The 18,757-nt window shown below is 29.2% G+C and carries 18 protein-coding genes; 12 read left to right on the forward strand and 6 right to left on the reverse strand.

Annotated features, from left to right (window positions below; translation table 11 throughout):
• Positions 1-232 precede the first annotated feature (232 nt).
• From spoVAE to B3603_RS12770, 5 genes are read right to left on the reverse strand one after another with little or no spacing between them, the layout of a single operon-like run.
• Positions 233-586, reverse strand: a complete 354-nt coding sequence (spoVAE, locus tag B3603_RS12750) for a stage V sporulation protein AE (protein WP_291565462.1) — start codon at positions 584-586, stop codon at positions 233-235.
• A gap of 22 nt (positions 587-608) precedes the next feature.
• On the reverse strand, positions 609-1,610 hold the full coding sequence (gene spoVAD, locus B3603_RS12755; RefSeq protein WP_291565466.1) for a stage V sporulation protein AD: 1,002 nt from the start codon (positions 1,608-1,610) through the stop codon (positions 609-611).
• Positions 1,611-2,090, reverse strand: a complete 480-nt coding sequence (spoVAC, locus tag B3603_RS12760; RefSeq protein ID WP_039633015.1) for a stage V sporulation protein AC — start codon at positions 2,088-2,090, stop codon at positions 1,611-1,613.
• 12 nt (positions 2,091-2,102) lie between these two features.
• The gene (locus B3603_RS12765; RefSeq protein ID WP_291565469.1) at positions 2,103-2,963 is read right to left on the reverse strand and encodes a DUF421 domain-containing protein; all 861 of its coding nucleotides are present in this window, start codon (positions 2,961-2,963) and stop codon (positions 2,103-2,105) included.
• 11 nt (positions 2,964-2,974) lie between these two features.
• Positions 2,975-3,181, reverse strand: coding sequence for a DUF1657 domain-containing protein (locus tag B3603_RS12770; protein ID WP_291565471.1), 207 nt, complete (start codon positions 3,179-3,181; stop codon positions 2,975-2,977).
• A 239-nt stretch (positions 3,182-3,420) separates the two neighbouring features.
• Here B3603_RS12770 and B3603_RS12775 point away from each other — a divergent pair, with 239 nt between their 5' ends.
• Positions 3,421-3,624: a DUF1657 domain-containing protein gene (locus B3603_RS12775; RefSeq protein WP_291565473.1), complete on the forward strand. Its 204-nt coding sequence runs from the start codon at positions 3,421-3,423 to the stop codon at positions 3,622-3,624.
• A gap of 621 nt (positions 3,625-4,245) precedes the next feature.
• Here B3603_RS12775 and B3603_RS12780 read toward each other — a convergent pair.
• On the reverse strand, positions 4,246-5,046 hold the full coding sequence (locus B3603_RS12780) for a MerR family transcriptional regulator (RefSeq protein WP_291565475.1): 801 nt from the start codon (positions 5,044-5,046) through the stop codon (positions 4,246-4,248).
• A 108-nt stretch (positions 5,047-5,154) separates the two neighbouring features.
• On the opposite strand from B3603_RS12780, the gene B3603_RS12785 reads away from it, so the two are divergent.
• The 11 genes from B3603_RS12785 to B3603_RS12835 all read left to right on the forward strand — a co-directional run bounded on the left by B3603_RS12785 (position 5,155) and on the right by B3603_RS12835 (position 18,624).
• On the forward strand, positions 5,155-6,882 hold the full coding sequence (locus B3603_RS12785; RefSeq protein ID WP_291565478.1) for an ABC transporter ATP-binding protein: 1,728 nt from the start codon (positions 5,155-5,157) through the stop codon (positions 6,880-6,882).
• A gap of 4 nt (positions 6,883-6,886) precedes the next feature.
• Positions 6,887-8,713 (forward strand): ABC transporter ATP-binding protein, encoded by a 1,827-nt coding sequence (locus B3603_RS12790; RefSeq protein ID WP_291565481.1) that lies wholly within the window; start codon positions 6,887-6,889, stop codon positions 8,711-8,713.
• Between the two features lie 669 nt (positions 8,714-9,382).
• On the forward strand, positions 9,383-9,562 hold the full coding sequence (locus tag B3603_RS12795; protein ID WP_291565484.1) for a hypothetical protein: 180 nt from the start codon (positions 9,383-9,385) through the stop codon (positions 9,560-9,562).
• A 526-nt stretch (positions 9,563-10,088) separates the two neighbouring features.
• Complete coding sequence (locus B3603_RS12800; RefSeq protein WP_291565487.1) at positions 10,089-12,026, forward strand: KUP/HAK/KT family potassium transporter; 1,938 nt, start codon at positions 10,089-10,091, stop codon at positions 12,024-12,026.
• A gap of 439 nt (positions 12,027-12,465) precedes the next feature.
• Positions 12,466-12,996 carry a GNAT family N-acetyltransferase gene (locus B3603_RS12805; protein ID WP_291565490.1) on the forward strand — a complete coding sequence of 177 codons (531 nt, stop codon included), beginning with the start codon at positions 12,466-12,468 and terminating at the stop codon, positions 12,994-12,996.
• 292 nt (positions 12,997-13,288) lie between these two features.
• Entirely contained in the window at positions 13,289-13,759 is a 471-nt protein-coding gene (locus tag B3603_RS12810; protein WP_291565492.1) for a hypothetical protein, read from the forward strand.
• Positions 13,760-13,822: 63 nt separating this feature from the next.
• Positions 13,823-14,506, forward strand: coding sequence for a cytochrome c biogenesis CcdA family protein (locus B3603_RS12815; RefSeq protein WP_291565494.1), 684 nt, complete (start codon positions 13,823-13,825; stop codon positions 14,504-14,506).
• Positions 14,507-14,527: 21 nt separating this feature from the next.
• On the forward strand, positions 14,528-15,106 hold the full coding sequence (locus tag B3603_RS12820; RefSeq protein WP_291565496.1) for a TlpA family protein disulfide reductase: 579 nt from the start codon (positions 14,528-14,530) through the stop codon (positions 15,104-15,106).
• A 21-nt stretch (positions 15,107-15,127) separates the two neighbouring features.
• Positions 15,128-15,805: a response regulator transcription factor gene (locus tag B3603_RS12825; protein WP_291565498.1), complete on the forward strand. Its 678-nt coding sequence runs from the start codon at positions 15,128-15,130 to the stop codon at positions 15,803-15,805.
• 136 nt (positions 15,806-15,941) lie between these two features.
• The gene (locus tag B3603_RS12830; RefSeq protein ID WP_291565585.1) at positions 15,942-17,195 is read left to right on the forward strand and encodes a sensor histidine kinase; all 1,254 of its coding nucleotides are present in this window, start codon (positions 15,942-15,944) and stop codon (positions 17,193-17,195) included.
• Between the two features lie 694 nt (positions 17,196-17,889).
• Positions 17,890-18,624 (forward strand): MBL fold metallo-hydrolase, encoded by a 735-nt coding sequence (locus B3603_RS12835; RefSeq protein WP_291565500.1) that lies wholly within the window; start codon positions 17,890-17,892, stop codon positions 18,622-18,624.
• Positions 18,625-18,757 lie beyond the last annotated feature (133 nt).

Raw genomic sequence — 18,757 nt, forward strand, 5'->3', positions numbered from 1 at the left:
GCGGGGAGCTATCCGACAATTAGGGAGGAAATTATTTTTTAGCGAAATAATTTCTTTAATCAATTTTTTCACTAGCGATTATATCGCTAGTTATTCTGTGGCGAACATTGTTCGTCGCTACAGGATCAATTTAAAATTTCTCAGTTACCACTGAGAAATTTCCACAATTGTGAATTGGGCATCGTGAATTGTGAATTAGAAAAAGGAGTTCAACGAACTCTTTTTCATATGCTTAACCTTTTGGTTTAAATATTATGGCAGAAATAAATCCAAAGATTATTGCTGAAGAAACCCCTGCACTTACTGTCTTTAAAACACCAGTAAATATTCCTATAAAACCGGTTTTCTCAGCTTCAGTTATAGCAGCTGTTACAAGGGTATTTCCAAAACTACTTATAGGTACAAATGCTCCCGCGCCTGCGAACTTCACCAAAGGGTCATATAGACCAAATCCACCTAAGATTGCACCAATTACAACTAGTGTACAAGTTGTGTGTGCAGGAGTAATCTTTAAAGTATCCATTATAAGTTGCCCAATAACACAAATTAAACCACCTATTATAAATGCAAAAATAAATTTTTCCATAACTTAACTCACACCTTCTTTTTTACATTTCTATAGAAACAGCATGGGCAATGCTAGGTATGCTTTCCTTTTGTTGATAGGAGATAGGAGACATTAAGGCACCAGTTGCAACAATTAATATTTTCTTTAATTTTCCTTTTCGCATACGATTAAGTAAATGTCCATAAGTTACAACAGCAGAACAAGCACAGCCGCTGCCACCAGAAAAGCTTGGTTGTTCTTTTTTATATATTAAAAGTCCGCAATCTGTAAATATATGTGCTGGCATATTTATGTCATGTTTTTCTAATAAAGCATTAGCAAGTTCATGACCAACTTTTCCTAAATCACCAGTAGCAATAAGATCATAATGAGAAGCATCAATATTTAAATCTCTAAAATGAGCTTCAATGGTATCTACAGCTGCTGGTGCCATAGCTGCTCCAAGATTAGAGGGATCTGAAATTCCCATGTCTACTACTCTTCCTATGGTAGCAGAAGTTATTTTAGGTCCATTTCCATTTTGCCCAAGAACTGCAGCTCCAGCTCCAGTTACTGTCCACTGAGCAGTAGGTGGTCTTTGTACACCATATTCGGTAGGATATCTAAATTGTTTTTCAGCAGCTGCATTATGACTACCTGCAGCTGTTATAACATATTTAGCTGCTTTACTTTCTATTAATTGAGCTGCTAATGATAAACCTTCCATGGAGCTAGAGCAAGCACCAAAGATTCCGAAATGAGGTATTCCTAAAGTTCTTGCAGCAAAGCTACTAGAAATGACTTGATTCATTAAGTCTCCACTTAAAAAAAAGTTAATATTTTCCTTCTGTATCTTTGATTTTTGTATTGCTCTTTCACAAGCATGCTCAAGTAGAGCCCTTTCTGCTTTTTCATAGCTATCTTGCCCAAGCCATAAATCTTCATAAAGTATATCAAAGTCATCAGCTAAAGCGCCATTTGCTTCAAAAGGACCACCGACAGTTGCAGAAGCTAATATTGTAGGTTTAGAACTAAAAATCCAGGATTGATGTCCTTTAAGCATTTACATCGCCCCCAACCATTTTATTGTCATTTTTATTGTAGCAACTACAAAAGCAGCAAAAACTCCATAAACAATAATGGCTCCTGCAAGTCTGAACATATTTCCAGCTACTCCAAGTACAAATCCTTCACTCTTATGTTCAATTGAAGAAGAAGCTATAGAGTTAGCAAAGCCTGTAATAGGAACAGCAGTTCCACATCCAGCCCATTGACTAAGATGATCATAAATTCCAAGGCCAGTAAATAAAGCTGCAAAAAAGATTAAAACTACGTAAGTAGGAGCTACTGAGGTCTTTTCATTAAAATGAAAATAGTTGATAAAGATCCACTGCAATCCTTGACCAATTGTACATATTACACCACCTACGAGAAAGGCTCTAATGCAATTAGTTAAAATAGATCTTTTAGGTTCTATACTCTTCACTAGTGCATCATATTGCTGCTGAGTTGGAGTCATTTTTTTCTTTTTCATATTTGACATTTATTTCACCTTCTAACGTAATAAATATGGTTTTAATTTTTTCATGATTTCTTCTAATTTTTCAGCACTTTGTGAGTACATAGTTTTTACATTTTTATTGTCACAGTCTAAAGAAAATGACATGAGATCAGCTTGACTTTTTTGAATGCTAGCATATAGCATTTCCTTAATTTGTGTTTTAGGGACTTGTATCATATCATCAAAAAGATCTATATATAAGTCTCCAGAAGAATCCACTTGACCAAGAAAAACATTTTCAAGGGAAACCCCTTTGATTTCCATCTGGGTTGTGAGCCAGTCTCGATTTAATCCAGCATTAGTAAGACCTTCATCTAATATATTTCCATCTAAGATAACAGGTTGTGGTTCAGTTTTAGGTCCTACTTGCTCTCCTAAATCATATGGAGTAACAGGTTTTTTATCAGCTTTTAAACTAACATTTATATCTCCGGTTGATTCCATTACAGCAAATTCAACGTCAGCTAAGTTAAATGCATTTTTTGAACGCATCTCTTGTAGAAACTCTTGACCTGTGATTCTCTCTTTAGATAAGTTATCTTCCATGATTTTACCGTTTTTAACTAGGACTCTTTCCTTACTATGTATTAGGTTATAAACCCACTTGCTTCTCATGGAAGCGTAATCTAAGATAATAGGCATTAGTGCCCAAACAGCCAGTGTAATTAGTCCAAAGTAAATATTATCAACGATATTTAAAGAAATTAAAGTAATTATAATAGCAATGACAGCATAAGAAATAAAATCAAAGGGAGTAGCCCTAGATAAGGTCTTCTTCTTCATATATTTTGTTATAACTAATGCTAAAAAAAATAAAACTATTGAATTAAATAATATTATTAACCAAGAATTCATATGCCACCTCACTAGTTGCCTTTATATTGGGGTTCTTCAAACTCCATAGCTCCTATTCTTTTTTCTAAATCTGTGTTAATTTTTCTTATTTCTTCAGATGTCTGATTATAGATAGCTCTAGATTTTTTATTACGTTCTTGTAATGAGTACATTCTTAAAGTGGCTTCGGCTCCTTTTAGTGTAGCCAATGTTTGTTTTACCTTTGAAATCGCAGTCATATAAAAGTCTCCTTTATATTTATTAAATTACTTTCTAACCTACTTTAACCAATAAGATTAATTTTAATTCATTTCTTAATATGAATATTTTTTTAAGTTACTAAAGACAAGCTACTAAAGTTTGATAAATATAGGGTAAATTTAAAAAGGAATATATTTCATTATGGATAAAAGGAATATTTAAATTGATTATGAACAAAATATAGTTGCAATAAAAAAATTATAAAGGAGGAATTTTTATGCCAACAGGAACTAAACTTGAAACAGCATTATCTAGTGCTAAAAGCCTAGCTGCTGATATGAAGACATTTTCTTTAGATACAGATAATCAAGAAGCAAAAAAAATGTTTAATCAACTTGCAAATACAATGGAAAGTGTAGAACAAGCGCTTCAATCAAGACTTGACTTTGTAAAACAAGAAGAACCTCAATATAATGAATAATTAATCAAGATGCTCTCATGTCTAGTTAAATTTATGTTTTATAGATATGGGAGTATATTAATATATAATATAATTTTCAGTTCTTTTAGAATTACTAAATTATGAATTAACTACATAAATAAACTTATAATATAAAAATAATTGCTAATAAGTATATTATAACTATGCCTTTATAAAACATTTAGATAAGACAGAACAATATATAAAACAAGAAAGGTGGATGAAAGATAACTTTAGTTTCGCCTTCGCTTTATCAAATTTAATGTTGTGCAACAATCTAAGATTTTTAATGTTTATAAAAAATTATTAAGTACTAGGATAGAAGCTATCTTATAAAAATAAAATATAAAATTTTTATAATACGCCAAGAGACTTAGCTGGCTATTAACAAAGAATGAAAAGATGGCGATATTAGAAAAACAATTTGTTGGAGGTCATATTTCCTTGCAAGAATATCAGTTACAAATATTAAAATATATATAGTAGAATTTATTTATAATTTAGACTGATAAGATGAGGCTTTAATTGAGGTTAAGATTACAGGATAAAGTAAAAATAATTATGAGAACGTCAAAAATTTTTATTGTATCAGTATAGAGAATGTGGTGGAGGATATTTAAATTAAATATCTTCCACCATTATTTCTATCTTTACACAGTATTGCTCTTCATCTTTAGTAGTAAGTTCATTTAGAGGATATTCCTCATAGGCATTACTACAAATGCGTAGATTATTTTCTTTAATAAATGTAAATAACTTTTCATAAAGATCATCGGATTCTCCATAAGCACATCTACCATAGAACACTGCATACTTACCTTCTGGCTTATATGAATTTTGGTCATTTTCCACTTTAAAATAATAGTGCATTACTAATAAAGGCTCTCCAGACTCAATGCTTTTTGTATTAATAATAGCACCAAGAGGATAACCTACATCAATTCCATTTTCAGCAGCGAAATTATAAAATGAAATAGTAGAATCATCTGGAGGATTATTAGAAAGTATAGGGCCTAAAAAAATAGGCTCTTTCTTTTTATATTCAATACTTATGCTGTTTTCTTCATATTTAATAGCATCTTCTGCCATATCTACATATAATTGCATGATTTCTAAAATACGTTTAAGTTTTTTTATTTCCGTTAAAATATGCTTTTTCTGTGCACTAAACAAAGAAAACATCTGCTCAGGAGTACGTATATCTATGTATTTCTTGATTTCGTCTATACTAATGCCAATTTCTCTAAGAGAAATGATTAAATATGCTGTAGTAAGCTGACTTCTAGTATAATAGCGATAACCATTTTCACCACGAAATTCTGGAGAGAACAACCCGATTTGGTCATAATATCTTAGGTTTTCACGCTTAATACCAGTGAGACGGGAAAATTCTTTTATTGGCATATAAGATTTATCTTTCATAATAACCTCCAAACTTTAAATAAACTATTGACATTAAAGTTACTTTAAGCTTTATAATACCACTGAAAATAAATTTTTGCAAAATTACTTACATAATGGAGGTAGACTATGAAGTATTTAAAAATATTCCTAAAAGAAAAAAAAGGAAAAGTAGGAATAACATTAATTATGCTTTTAGGACAAGTAGTAGGAACACTACTCATTCCATTTCTAATAGCAGGGATTGTAGATAATGGAATTTTGAAAGGTGATATGAATGAGATTCTTCGTATAGGGGTTCAAATGATATTAGTTCTTTTAATAACAACAGGGGCAGCTGTATTAGGAAGTTACTATTCTGCAGACCTTGCTGCAGTTTTTGGCTATTACATGAGAGATAAGATTTTCTGTAAGAGTCAGGAATTATCTCTTCATGAATTTGACACTATTGGTGTTTCTTCTATGATTACACGTACAACTTCAGACATTTCTAATTTACAACAGACTTTTGGGTTGGTCTTGCAGTTGATAATTCCAACTCCACTTATTATTGGTGCATCTATTGTTATGACAGCATACACTAGTTTTACTCTGGCTTTAATACTTATTTTATCTGTGATAATATTTATGGTTTTTGCTGCATTAATACTTAAGAAATCAACTTATATTTCTAAAAGGGTTCAGACTAAATTAGATCATATTAATCAGGTAATAAGGGAATCTATTACTGGAATCCGTGTTATCCGTGCTTTTGGAAATGAAAAATATGAGGAAGGTAGAGCAAGTAAAGCTTTTAAGGGGTATGCTACAGATATGATAAAGCTAAATAAGCTATTTGCTGTATTAAATCCTACAATATGGCTTATAACTGGCTTATCTATGGCCCTTATAGTTTGGATAGGTGGAGTGCTTTCTATGAATGGAACAATGGAAATTGGGCAAATAACTGCAGTTACTGAATATTCTATTATTACATTGAGCTATCTAATATTGGCTACAACAACAAGTGTTACCCTTCCTAAAATGAAATCATGCCTTGATCGTATAGAGGAAGTTTTGGAAATTAATCCAGAGATTCAGGATTTAAACATAGAAAAAGAAGATATAAAGGATAATCCTGCAGTTGTTGAATTTGAAAATGTATCCTTCTTTTATCATGGAGCAGAGGAGCCAGTTATAAAAAACCTATCATTCTCATGTAATGAAGGTCAGACAACAGCCATTATTGGAAGTACAGGCTCTGGTAAGAGTACTATTGCTAATCTTATTCTAAGATTACACGACATAGACCAAGGAGAAATTCGTATAAATGGTGTGGATATAAGATGCCTTTCACAAAAGGAATTAAGGGATACAATTGGTTACGTTCCTCAGAAAGCTTTCTTATTTAGTGGGACAATTGAAGATAACCTAAGAATGGGGTATAAAGAGGCAACTAAGGAAGATATGAAAAGAACATTAAGCATCTCTCAAGCAGATTTTTTTGTAGACAAATTACCTATGGGATTAGAATCTCAAGTTGCTCAAGGTGGATCTAATTTTTCAGGTGGACAGAAACAACGTTTGTCTATTGCAAGGGCCCTTATAAGGAAGGCACCAGTTTATATTTTCGATGATAGTTTTTCTGCTTTGGACTTAAAAACAGATTCAGCACTTCGTAAATCACTTAAAGAAAATATGACAGATGCAGCCAAGATAATAATTGCTCAGAGAGTAAGTACAATTATGGATGCAGATCAAATTCTTGTATTAGACGAAGGAAAACTAGTTGGTATTGGAAAACATAATGACCTAATGAGAAACTGTTCTATATATCAAGCAATTGCTAAAAGTCAGATGAATATAAAGGAGGCTTGATTTTATGAAGAAGGATAAAAATAAGAAGAATGATATAATGGCATTCAGCGAGGATATTCCTCAAAATACAAAAAAGACTATTAAGAGACTAATGAAACGATTAAAAACGCAAAATAAAAAGCTAATAATTGTAGGTATATCTGCATTACTAAGCAGTGCATCTTATGCAATTATGCCACTTATGGTTGGAGCAGCTATTAATAATCTACTAGATGCAATTCGTAGCTTTGATGGCTCTGGAAGTGTTATATCAATGGTAACACATGCACTAGCTATGCCAGTTTTGATGTTAGTACTAACATCTATTGTGAATAGTTTGCTTTCTTATATTCAGCAATATATAATATCTAGCATTGGTGAAAATTTAACTCTATCACTACGTAAAGACATTAGCGAAAAAATAAATAAGCTTCCACTGAAATACTTTGATTCACATAAAACAGGGGATGTTATGAGTAGGGTAACAACTGATCTTGAAAAAGTATCACAAGTCATGCAGATTGGATTTATGCAGTTCATATCTTCTTGCTTTACAATTGTACTTACCATTATTGCTATGGTTATCTTAAATCCAAAGTTATCTTTTTTAATTTTTATATTCATTGGAATCAGCGCTATTGCAACAAATTTCGTATCAAAATTGAGTCAACGTTATTATGCAGATAATTTTGCTGCCATGGGTGATTTGAGTGGAAAAATTGAAGAAGTATATTCTGGCAATCGTATTATAAAGGTATTTAATCAACAATCTGATATGATTGAAGAGGTTTCTCAGCTTAACAAAAAGCAGTTTGAAGCAAATAGAAAAGCACAATTCATTGATTTTGCTATATATCCAACTATAAGGCTTTTAAATCAACTAGGTTTTGTAGTAACAGCTATTGTAGGTGGAATAATGACACTTAATGGACAGATTTCCTTAGGTGGAATTCAGGCATTTTTACAATATGTAAATCAGGTTTCTGAGCCTATTACTCAAGCTTCTTATGTTATTATGTCTCTACAATCTGCTATTGCTGGAGCTGAGAGAGTTTTTGAACTATTAGATGAAGAGGAAGAAACTATAGATAATACGGCTAGTACATTCCAAAAATCTAATGGTAGAGTGACTTTTAAGAATGTAAAGTTTGGTTACACACAAGATAGAACTTTAATAAAGAGCCTAAATCTGGAAGTAAAGCCTAATGAAATGGTAGCTATTGTTGGCCCAACAGGTGGAGGAAAAACTACATTAATTAACTTGATTATGCGTTTTTATGAATTGAATGGAGGATCTATATCAATTGATGGGGTTAATATTACTGAAATTTCTAGAAGCACATTGCGTCGACAGATTGGTATGGTACTTCAAGATACATGGCTGTTTGAAGGTACAATAGCTGAAAATATTGCCTATGGTAAGATGGATGCTACACGAGAGGAAATTATAGCTGCTGCAAAAGCAGCCTGCTGTGACCATTTTATTCGTACACTCCCAGAAGGATATGATACTGTAATATCTAGTGAGACATCTAATGTTTCTCAAGGACAAATGCAGCTTTTAACTATTGCTCGTGCTATGCTGACTAATCCAACAATTATGATATTAGATGAGGCTACTTCAAGTGTAGATACAAGAACAGAAGTAGAAATTCAAAAAGCTTTATCAAGGCTTATGAAGGATAAAACAAGTTTTGTCATAGCTCACAGATTGTCAACTATCCAAAATGCAGATATGATTTTGGTTGTTAAAGATGGAGATATTGTAGAGAGAGGAAACCACGAGAGTCTTCTAGCACAAAATGGTTTCTATGCTTCTCTTTATTATAGCCAATTTGAAGTGGCTAATTAAATAGATAATGAAGAGTTTATTTATAAATTAGGGAGCCTTCTAGACAGTGAAAAATATTTAAAACTTCTATAAAACCATTAGCTGGTTGCTTTCTTGGTTATAAATGGGTTTATATCTATAAAATAAATTAATAAATATAAAAGTTTAAAATAATGTTATTTCAATAGATTTTATTTTAGGTGCAATTTTAAAGTATTGCGAATTTCAAGGATGTCCATTTGGACATCCTTTTAGATTATACTTATTTCAGCATTATTTTAAAATATAGCAAACAAAACTAATATATTGACAAGAGTAATTCCATAGCCTTAAAGGAAAGAGGGTTTTGATTAACTAAATAGTTAATCAAAATTAAAGATATGAGGAGGGGGAATATGGAGTGGAGGGATATTAAAAGCCACATTTAAAAGGAACCTAATTATTAATTTAAGGGCATATTGCTCAGAATTTCTTATTTCTAAAAGAGTAAATGAATTTTGCTCTACTCTCTGTGTTTGCTAGGTAGAAAGTTTATAACACAACTAAGGAATTTAATTAATGGAAAATAAGACTTAATTATCAGTATTAATGGTAATTAAGTCTTTATTATGTGTATGAAGTATTAAAAAAGGGAATTTTACAGTGAAAATTAATGAGGTAGTTAAAAATGAAGATAGAAGAAAGTAAAAGATGTTAAAGAGAGTTAATTTAGTATCAGTAAGACTTATTAAAGAAGGTTCGATTTTGTATGAACCAAAAAGAGTTTTAAGTTCTAAAGATGCTTTTGAATTAGGTAAGGAGTTTCTAATAGATAGCGATGGGAAGAAGCTTATACTAGTTTGTTTAGATAATAAGAATAAAAGATATTAATAACATACATGATAAGAGCTATAAGGGTTTAATAACTAGCAAGGATATATTTAAAATCTAATCAAATCTTTTATAAATAAATCATGGAGTAAAGAGATAAAGAAAGAGAATCTTGAACTTGTAAATAAGCAATTTATTTTATCAGATTATGAGGAATTAGAATCTGATATTTTATATAAAACAAAAATTGATGAAGCAGTATTATGAATATATTAAGTTAGAGGGAAGTATGAGAAATGTTAGAGTTGAGGAAGGAATATATGATTTTAAGGTTAGTGATATAGAAAAACATTTTTAATGGAGAAAATATATTTGTTTTATGTAATGAGAATAAAATTGTGGCAGTTTAGAGTTTAACAGGATGGTATAAATTATAGAAAATTCAATAGAAAATCAGTATTATGGAAAAAGAGTTATAAATTATAATAAAATTTGTATTTGCAGGTTATAGACATTGAAATAAGTGAGGACTATAATTATTTGAATAGATTTATTTTAGGACAATATAGGAGGAACTTGTAAAAAAATGAGAAAAAAAATTAGTATAGCATCTCTTTTAGTAGCATTAGGTATTGTATATGGAGATATAGGTACATCACCACTCTATGTTATGAAATCAATGCTTGGAGTAAATAATGGATATGTATCAAAGGAACTTATTTTAGGTGGAGTATCTCTTGTGGTTTGGACGTTAACGCTTCAAACGACAATAAAATATGTAATGATAACTCTGGAAGCAGATAATAAAGGAGAGGGCGGTATATTTTCATTATATACTCTTGTAAGAAAAAGAGCTAAGTGGCTAATTATACCGGCTGTTATAGGAGGAGCAACATTACTTGCTGATGGGATGATTACACCGCCTGTAACAGTAACATCAGCAATAGAAGGTTTAACTTTAGTTTTTCCAATAGAAACCAGAAGTATAATTATAATTGTAATAAGTATATTAACGGTGTTATTTTTACTTCAAAGATTTGGAACAGATGTAATAGGAAGAATGTTCGGACCTATGATGGTTATATGGTTTTCAATGTTGATAATTCTAGGATTTAGTCAAGTACTACAATATCCTCAAATAATAAAGGCCTTAAATCCTTATTATGGTATTAAGTTATTAGTAACAAATCCTAGAAGTGTATATATTTTAGGGGCAGTATTTCTTTGTACTACTGGAGCAGAAGCGCTTTACTCCGATCTTGGACATTGTGGTAAAAGTAATATTCACTATACATGGGTATTTGTAAAAATATGTTTAATAATGAACTATCTAGGCCAAGGAGCGTGGCTTATGTTACGTGAAGGAAGCACAATTAAAGAAAATCCATTCTTTTTAATTATGCCAAGTTGGTTTATTATACCAGGAACTATAGTAGCTACTATTGCAGCAATAATTGCTAGCCAAGCACTTATAACGGGATCATTTACGCTAGTTTCTGAGGCTATTAAATTAAATCTTTTCCCAAAACTTCAAGTTAGATACCCAAATGATGATAAGGGAAAGATTTATATACCAGCAGTAAATTATTTACTTTATATTGGATGTGTACTATTAGTTCTAAAGTTTCAGAAATCAGAAAATATGGAAGCAGCATATGGACTAGCAATTACAATAACAATGCTTATGACAACTATTTTATTATCTCAATATCTAAGATTTAATAAACAAAAACCAATTATGTCAGTAATAATATTTATTATTTTTATGACAATAGAAACAGGTTTCTTATACGCTAATTTATTTAAGTTTATAAATGGTGGATATGTAACAATTATAATTGCTGGAGCACTTATATTTCTTATGTATATTTGGATTTATGGTACAGTTATAAGAAAAAGGTTTAGTCAATATGTTGATATACTATCTTTTAGCAAGCACTTTAAGGCTTTAAAAGAGGATAAAGAAATACCACTTTATGCTACGAATATTGTATATTTGACTGAATCACAAAATTATAAGGAAATTGAAAGGAAAATAATTTTTTCTATTTTCAATAAGCAACCTAAACGTGCAAAGTTTTACTGGTTTATAAATGTTAGAGTAACAGATGAGCCATACACAAAAGAATATAGTGTAAAAACAATTGTACCAAATGAAGCATTTAGCATTCAATTTAATCTTGGATTCCGTATCGATCAAAAAATTAATGTTTTTTTACATCAAGTTATTCAAGAACTTGCTCGTAGTGGTGAAGTGGAATTTACTCCAAAGGACTATATGATTAGTAATAATGGAAAATGTGCTGTGGGAGATTTTAAATTTGTATTATTAGAAGAAATACTTTCTAATGAAAGTGAACTTTCTAAGTGGGACAGTTTTATTACAAGTACAAAATTATTAATTAAAAAATTAACTGTTACACCGGAAAAGTGGTTTGGAATAGATACCAGTAATGTTGAAATAGAGAAGGTTCCTATTATTATAGGAAATAGAGGAACTTTAAAATTAACAAGGATAAGTTAAGAAATTAAACCTAACTTTTATCACAATAGATAGAAATAAATGTTGAGGTACTAAGGGTAACGTATCGTATCAATCATAGAAAAAATCCACAATCTTAAAGATTGTGGATTTTTTACTTTAACTATAAAATATATTTTTCATTTATACCATTCTTAAGCTTCTTGATGTAGGAACAAGAAGCTTTTTATAAGTTATAAAATAAGTATTAATAAAGATGTAGAAAACAGGAGCAAATAAAAAATGAAAAGTTAAATAATCAGTATTGATAAAAAATTAGTATGGCAGTAATGTACAATTAAAGTAAAAAAATGTAGCGTAGTCCGTGATAATATTTAAAGATATGAGAGATTTATACAAAGACATAATAAAGATACATAATTAGTTGCCTTTAGTAGTAATATTATTAATATTAATCAATTGAAAGGAGATTAGGGATATAATGAAAATATGTTTAAGAGATGAAAAAGAAGTTATTATAAGAGAAACTAAAAAGGAAGATGCGCAGTCTATGATAGATTTTTATAATTTAGCAGGAGGAGAAACGGATTTTCTTTCATTTGGTAAAAATGAATTTAAAAGAGATTTAAAAGAATATGAGAGCTATTTAGAATCTACTAGAGGGGAAGATAATTCAATAATATTATTAGCAATAATTGACGAGCAAATAGCAGGTATAGCATCAATTAATTCAAATCAGAAAGTTAGAAATAAACATGTGGGAACTTTAGGGATAGTTGTAGCAGAGCAGTATTGTGGATTAGGGTTAGGCAGAAAAATGATAGATTGTCTTATAGAGTGGGCAAAGTTAAATGGTATTACTAAAAAAATATCTCTTGTAACTAGAGAGGATAATAATAGAGCAATAGAACTATATAAAAAGATTGGATTTGAAACTGAAGGTATATTAAAAAAAGATAATTATATAAATGGAGTTTATTATAATACACTTATGATGAGTTTGATTGTTTAGATAGGTAATTTAACTTGCTATATTAAGTAAGCTTAAATTTGTAAAGAAATATTTTCCCATGGATAATATTGTTCATCTGTGGGTATTTTTTGTTTTTAGTTTAGGGTAGAACTAATAAATCTTTATAAATTAAGAATGAAAAATTTAGGATGAAATTCACTGTCAGTTAATTTCTAAAATGTAGTTTTAACCATAAAAAATATAAAGAGCATTTATTATAGGAAAATAAATCTTCATAATATCAACAAGTAAGGTAGGTATTATTTTATTATGGAGCAAGAGGAGTGATGCTATGAGGGTAAAAATCTTAACAATATTAGGAGCAATTATATTGATTTTAGCTACAGTAGGTTTTTACATATTCAACAATGAATCTAAAGTCTTATCGCATAATAAAACAGAGAATATTAAAAAATTTGATGAGGTATATAGTAGTGAAATAAATAAGAGTTATGCCGGAAGTTACTTAGATACAATAGTAACTATGGTTGATGCTAAGGAAGAGTTTAATATAAAAATCAATGATATTAATAAGGGGAGTGAAGTAATACTTATTAATTCATCAAATGGAGAAAAGCAGAATATGATTTATACGAAAAATAATGAATTTGTTTTAACTACTAAACTTGATGAAGGTGTAAATTATGGGATTCTTATGGATAATAAATTAATTGGTGGCATAAGAGTTGTAAATGGATTAGATAAAGCGGATAAAGAAAAAATATATGAAGAAGTAATGAAAAGTTTACAGTGTGGTATTTAGGTACATTAAAAATAACTAATCGTATACTAGTTATTTTATTTTAGATGCCTTAGGAGGGAAATTATGAATTATATATTACTATTTTTAGAAGGAATAATAACCTTTATATCTCCTTGTATATTGCCTATGATTCCAATATACGTTTCATATTTTGCTGGAGGAGATATAGATAATAAAAATTATAAAAACAGAGCATTAATAAGTTCAATAGCATTTGTTGCAGGATTTACCTTTGTGTTTACCTTATTAGGTGTAGCAGCTGGAACAGTAGGTGTCATTTTCAATAAATATATGAGGGCGATAAATATAGTATCAGGGACTATTATGGTAATATTTGGACTGAATTATTTAGGGATAATAAATATAGGATTATTGAATAAAAGCTTTAAAATAGATAACCCAACAGGAAATAAAAAATCCTCTATTATGTCTGCAGTATTATTTGGAATGATATTTGGAATTGGATGGACACCATGTGTAGGACCATTTTTAGGGTCAGCGCTTATGATAGCATCAAATTCTACTAATGTATTTATGGGAGCATCAATGCTACTGACTTACAGTTTAGGTCTTGGAATACCATTTATATTATCAGCACTTCTAATAGATTCTCTGAAAACTACTTTTGATTTCATAAAGAGAAACTATAAGACAATAAATAGAATATCAGGAGTTTTCCTAATTATTATAGGGATAATGATGATGACTGGCTATCTAAACCTATTACTATCAATATTGACATTTTAAAATATAAAGGGAGTGATAAATTTGAAAAATAATAAAAGATATATATATATAAGTGCTATAATGCTAGTTTTACTTGTAGGGGTTAAATTTGGATATGATTATTTATCAAATAATTACAAAAATAATGGAGCTGGTAATGAAGCTAGTAGCAATGTATCAGACGAAAATTCTAGTTTTCAACCAGCAGTAGATTTTACAGTTTATGATAAAGATAATAATAAAGTAAAGTTATCAGAATATAAAGGGAAGAAGGCTGTAGTAGTAAATTTTTGGGCAAGTTGGTGTTCTCCATGTAAGTATGAGATGCCGTATTTTCAAGAAGCAACAAATAAATATAATAATGAGGATTTAGAAATACTAATGATAAATGTTACAGATGGAATGAGAGAAACTAAAGAGTCTGCAGAGGGATTTATGGAAAAAGAAGGATATAATATGAACGTTATGTTTGATATAGATCTTGATGCAGCTAACAAATATCAATTAAATGGTATTCCAAGAACAATATTTATAGATAAAGAAGGAAATTTAGTGTATGATCATGTAGGAATCATGGATGAAGAAATGCTTAATGAAAATATAAATAAGATAATTAAGTAAGTACCCATGGAGGTATAATTTATGAAAGAAACTATACTTGTTATAGATGATGAAGTTAAGATAATAGAAGTTATAAAATTGTACTTAGAAAATGAGGGATATACTGTAATACAGGCTACAAGTGGGATTGAGGCATTAAAAAAGCAAAGTGAGTTTAATCCTGATTTATTAATATTAGATTTAATGTTACCTGATATATCAGGTGAAAAGGTGTGTGAGCGCATAAGGGAAGAATCTGATGTGCCAATAATTATGTTAACTGCTAAATCAAGTGAAGAGAGTGTACTAAATGGATATTCAATTGGAAGTGATGACTATGTAACAAAACCATTTAGTCCAAAGCAATTAGTAGCGAAGGTTAATGCAGTTTTGAAAAGAGTTAAGGGAAATCAAGGTGAAAACTTAATTTTTAATAATGAATTAATCATAGATATTGTTAATAAAAAAGTAGAATACAATGACAACGAGGTTGTATTAACTGCTTCAGAATATAAAATATTATCTATACTAGCTAGAAATCCTAATAGAATATTTTCAAGGGAAGAGTTAATGGATTATATAAGTAGAGATAATATTTGTATTTATGATAGAATAATTGATACTCATATAAAAAATATAAGAGCTAAACTAGATCAAGATAGTAAAAATCCAACCTATATAAAAACTATTCGTGGTATGGGATATAGGTTTAATGTTTAATAAATTAAGATATAGAGTAAGTCTTATTTTTATATTATTTTCATTGAGTATCATATTTTTAGTAAACATAGTAAATCATTATTACATTGAAAAGAAGTTTAATGTATATACTAGTGAAAAAATACAACAGTCAAAAATGGAAATCAAAAATAAAATATTAAATGTATACAGTAATAATTCATGGGATAAGAAAGCTATTGAGAACATAGGAGCAGATGCAATAACCGCAGGATTGCTTATAACAGTTAGAGATAAAAATGATAATATTATATGGAATGCAAGAGACTATGATAATATTGTATGCGAGAAGATTTTAAATAAAATTATAGAAAATACTAATAAAGTAAGTCCAGGTATAGAAATTAAAAATACATTTGATAAATTTGACATAAAGCAAGGTGAAGCTTCAATAGGAAAACTAGAAATTGAGTATATAGGTCCAATTTATTATGAAGATTCGGATGTTATATTTTTGAAAATGCTAGATAGAATATTATTTATACTAGGACTATTATTTTTTATTATATCTATTATAGCGGGATGGTTATTGTCTTATACTATTAGTAACCCTATTTTAAAGGTAATAGATGCAACAAATCTTATATCTGAAGGAAATTATTCTAGGAGTATAAAAGAAGATTACAGTATATATGAAATTAATAAACTTGTAAAATCAATAAATATGATGGCAGGAGATTTAGATAAGCAGGAAAAAATAAGGCAAGAGCTAACGAAAGATATATCACATGAGCTTAGAACTCCTATAACCACTATGCAAGCACAGCTTGAGGCAATAATGGATGGTCTATGGGAACCATCGGAGGAAAGATTAAAGAGTATATATGATGAACTTCAAAGATTAAATAGATTAACTGTATCCATAGAGGATTTATCAAGATGTGAGGGTAGTAAAATAAGGTTAAATAAATCAGAAGTAGATTTAAAGACTGTAATAACTACAATTTTAACAAACTTTGAAAAACAGTTATTAGATAAAGATATAAAATTACAAGTAGATCTTAAGCCTATTAATATTATGATAGACAAGGATAAAATAAGCCAGGTAATAATTAATATTATCTCAAATGCTATTAAGTATACTCCAAATAAAGGAGAGATATTTGTTAGCTGTTTTACTAAATCTGATGATGTATATATATCTATAAAAGATAGTGGAATAGGTATAAGTGATGAAGATAAAGACTATATATTTGAAAGATTTTATAGAACAGATAAGTCAAGGGCCAGAGAAACTGGAGGAGTTGGAATAGGACTTACAATATCAAGAGAAATAGTCAAGGCTCATGGTGGCAGTATAAACGTATATAGTAAATTAGATGAAGGTAGTAACTTTATAATAAAACTGCCAATAAAATTTTGTGATACATAATATTTGAACTTAATTTTTATATCAATATAGAAGACGCTCTTACTTTTAGCATGAAGGAGTGTCTTTTTCATTTTCCAAATATATAATACTTGTTGACAATGAAAATATTTTATTATACAATCAATTTAAAATTTGGTTATGTGAAAAGGAGATTTAAAGAGATGATTTTATTTGCTCTTAACTAAACTATTAAAATTAAATAGTTTGAAATGCTTTTAAAGTTCTACGCTAGAGCTTTATTTAATTATGCATTTTAAGAACAATATCATCTATTAAACTCTTTTATATAAAAATAAAATAACTATATATATCAGTTCTAAAATTAATATATATGAAAATAATTGGTGTCTTTTAGTGTTATAGTTGAAACTATTAGATTTACAATTGTAGATGTTTCTTAGCAAAAGCTGAGAGTTTTAAAATTATTTATTTTTAAAGTGATGCAATCACTTTTTATAAAGAACTAGGAGTACGTTGCTAGTAAAAATTAATTTTCATCATAATTGTGAATTGAAGTACTTAAGGGTGCAGTTATATTGATCTATACATTAAATTTAGGATAAGTATATCTATATTGTGTTTTAAGTTTTATTTGAATATATTAAAAGATCTTTATAAATAAAATCCCCATGGATGATATTGTTCATCTGTGGGGATTTTTTAGTTTTATATTAAAAAAAAGGTGGGATACTTTATGGCATTAACAAAAGTTACAGAAAGAATTTATTTTCTTGAAAATGACAAAGAAGCGGATAGACCATTAATTGGATACATTAAAGGAGATAAGTATTCTTTAATGGTGGACGCAGGAAACTCGAAAAATCATGTTAAAAAATTTAATGACTCTATAGAAGAATCAAACTTAAGATTACCAGATTATGTGGCTATTACACATTGGCATTGGGATCATACTTATGGAATGAATGCAGTTACAGGAAAAACAATAGCATGCGAAATAACTAATGAAAGATTAAAGGTTATGTCTAAATGGCAATGGACAGAAGAAGCAATGAACCAACGTCTTTTAACTGGAGAAGATATTGAATTTGCGGATACAAATATCCGTAAAGAATATAAAATCCTTCAAGATATAAAAGTTATACCTGCTGATATAGTTTTTAAGAATGATTTAGAAATAAATTTAGGAGGATTAGTGGTTATTTTAAAAAATGTTATTGCACCTCATTCAGAAGATTCTGTTATAGTTTATGTACCTGAAGAAAAAGTAGTATTTATAGGAGATGCTTACAGTATAGATTTTTATAATAACTACAATTATGATTCAGTTAAATTACAAACTTTTATAAATATGTTAGAGAGCTTAGAGTTTGATACTTGTTTCTTAGGGCATTCATCACCTATAAAAAAGACAGAGATTATTGAATATTTAAAATTACAATATAAGAAAATCTCTGCAAGTAATGATTAAATAATAATGGAGAAGAGATAAGTAAATAATGCAGATAAGATGGAATTTATGTAAGTGGATATTTAACGAAAGAAAAATAATATAGTTTAAAGTAATTTGTTATATATTTGTGATTAAGAAGAAGTAAAAGTAA

This window comes from Clostridium sp. UBA2485 (assembly GCF_002341865.1).
Lineage (GTDB): Bacteria > Bacillota > Clostridia > Clostridiales > Clostridiaceae > Clostridium_J.

Excerpts from the sequence above, each read along its gene's own strand:
- spoVAE (WP_291565462.1), bottom strand. The coding sequence starts at position 586 with ATGGAAAAATTTATTTTTGCATTTATAATAGGTGGTTTAATTTGTGTT.
- spoVAD (WP_291565466.1), bottom strand. The coding sequence starts at position 1,610 with ATGCTTAAAGGACATCAATCCTGGATTTTTAGTTCTAAACCTACAATA.
- spoVAC (WP_039633015.1), bottom strand. The coding sequence starts at position 2,090 with ATGTCAAATATGAAAAAGAAAAAAATGACTCCAACTCAGCAGCAATAT.
- B3603_RS12765 (WP_291565469.1), bottom strand. The coding sequence starts at position 2,963 with ATGAATTCTTGGTTAATAATATTATTTAATTCAATAGTTTTATTTTTT.
- B3603_RS12770 (WP_291565471.1), bottom strand. The coding sequence starts at position 3,181 with ATGACTGCGATTTCAAAGGTAAAACAAACATTGGCTACACTAAAAGGA.
- B3603_RS12775 (WP_291565473.1), top strand. The coding sequence starts at position 3,421 with ATGCCAACAGGAACTAAACTTGAAACAGCATTATCTAGTGCTAAAAGC.
- B3603_RS12780 (WP_291565475.1), bottom strand. The coding sequence starts at position 5,046 with ATGAAAGATAAATCTTATATGCCAATAAAAGAATTTTCCCGTCTCACT.
- B3603_RS12785 (WP_291565478.1), top strand. The coding sequence starts at position 5,155 with ATGAAGTATTTAAAAATATTCCTAAAAGAAAAAAAAGGAAAAGTAGGA.
- B3603_RS12790 (WP_291565481.1), top strand. The coding sequence starts at position 6,887 with ATGAAGAAGGATAAAAATAAGAAGAATGATATAATGGCATTCAGCGAG.
- B3603_RS12795 (WP_291565484.1), top strand. The coding sequence starts at position 9,383 with ATGTTAAAGAGAGTTAATTTAGTATCAGTAAGACTTATTAAAGAAGGT.
- B3603_RS12800 (WP_291565487.1), top strand. The coding sequence starts at position 10,089 with ATGAGAAAAAAAATTAGTATAGCATCTCTTTTAGTAGCATTAGGTATT.
- B3603_RS12805 (WP_291565490.1), top strand. The coding sequence starts at position 12,466 with ATGAAAATATGTTTAAGAGATGAAAAAGAAGTTATTATAAGAGAAACT.
- B3603_RS12810 (WP_291565492.1), top strand. The coding sequence starts at position 13,289 with ATGAGGGTAAAAATCTTAACAATATTAGGAGCAATTATATTGATTTTA.
- B3603_RS12815 (WP_291565494.1), top strand. The coding sequence starts at position 13,823 with ATGAATTATATATTACTATTTTTAGAAGGAATAATAACCTTTATATCT.
- B3603_RS12825 (WP_291565498.1), top strand. The coding sequence starts at position 15,128 with ATGAAAGAAACTATACTTGTTATAGATGATGAAGTTAAGATAATAGAA.
- B3603_RS12830 (WP_291565585.1), top strand. The coding sequence starts at position 15,942 with ATGGAAATCAAAAATAAAATATTAAATGTATACAGTAATAATTCATGG.
- B3603_RS12835 (WP_291565500.1), top strand. The coding sequence starts at position 17,890 with ATGGCATTAACAAAAGTTACAGAAAGAATTTATTTTCTTGAAAATGAC.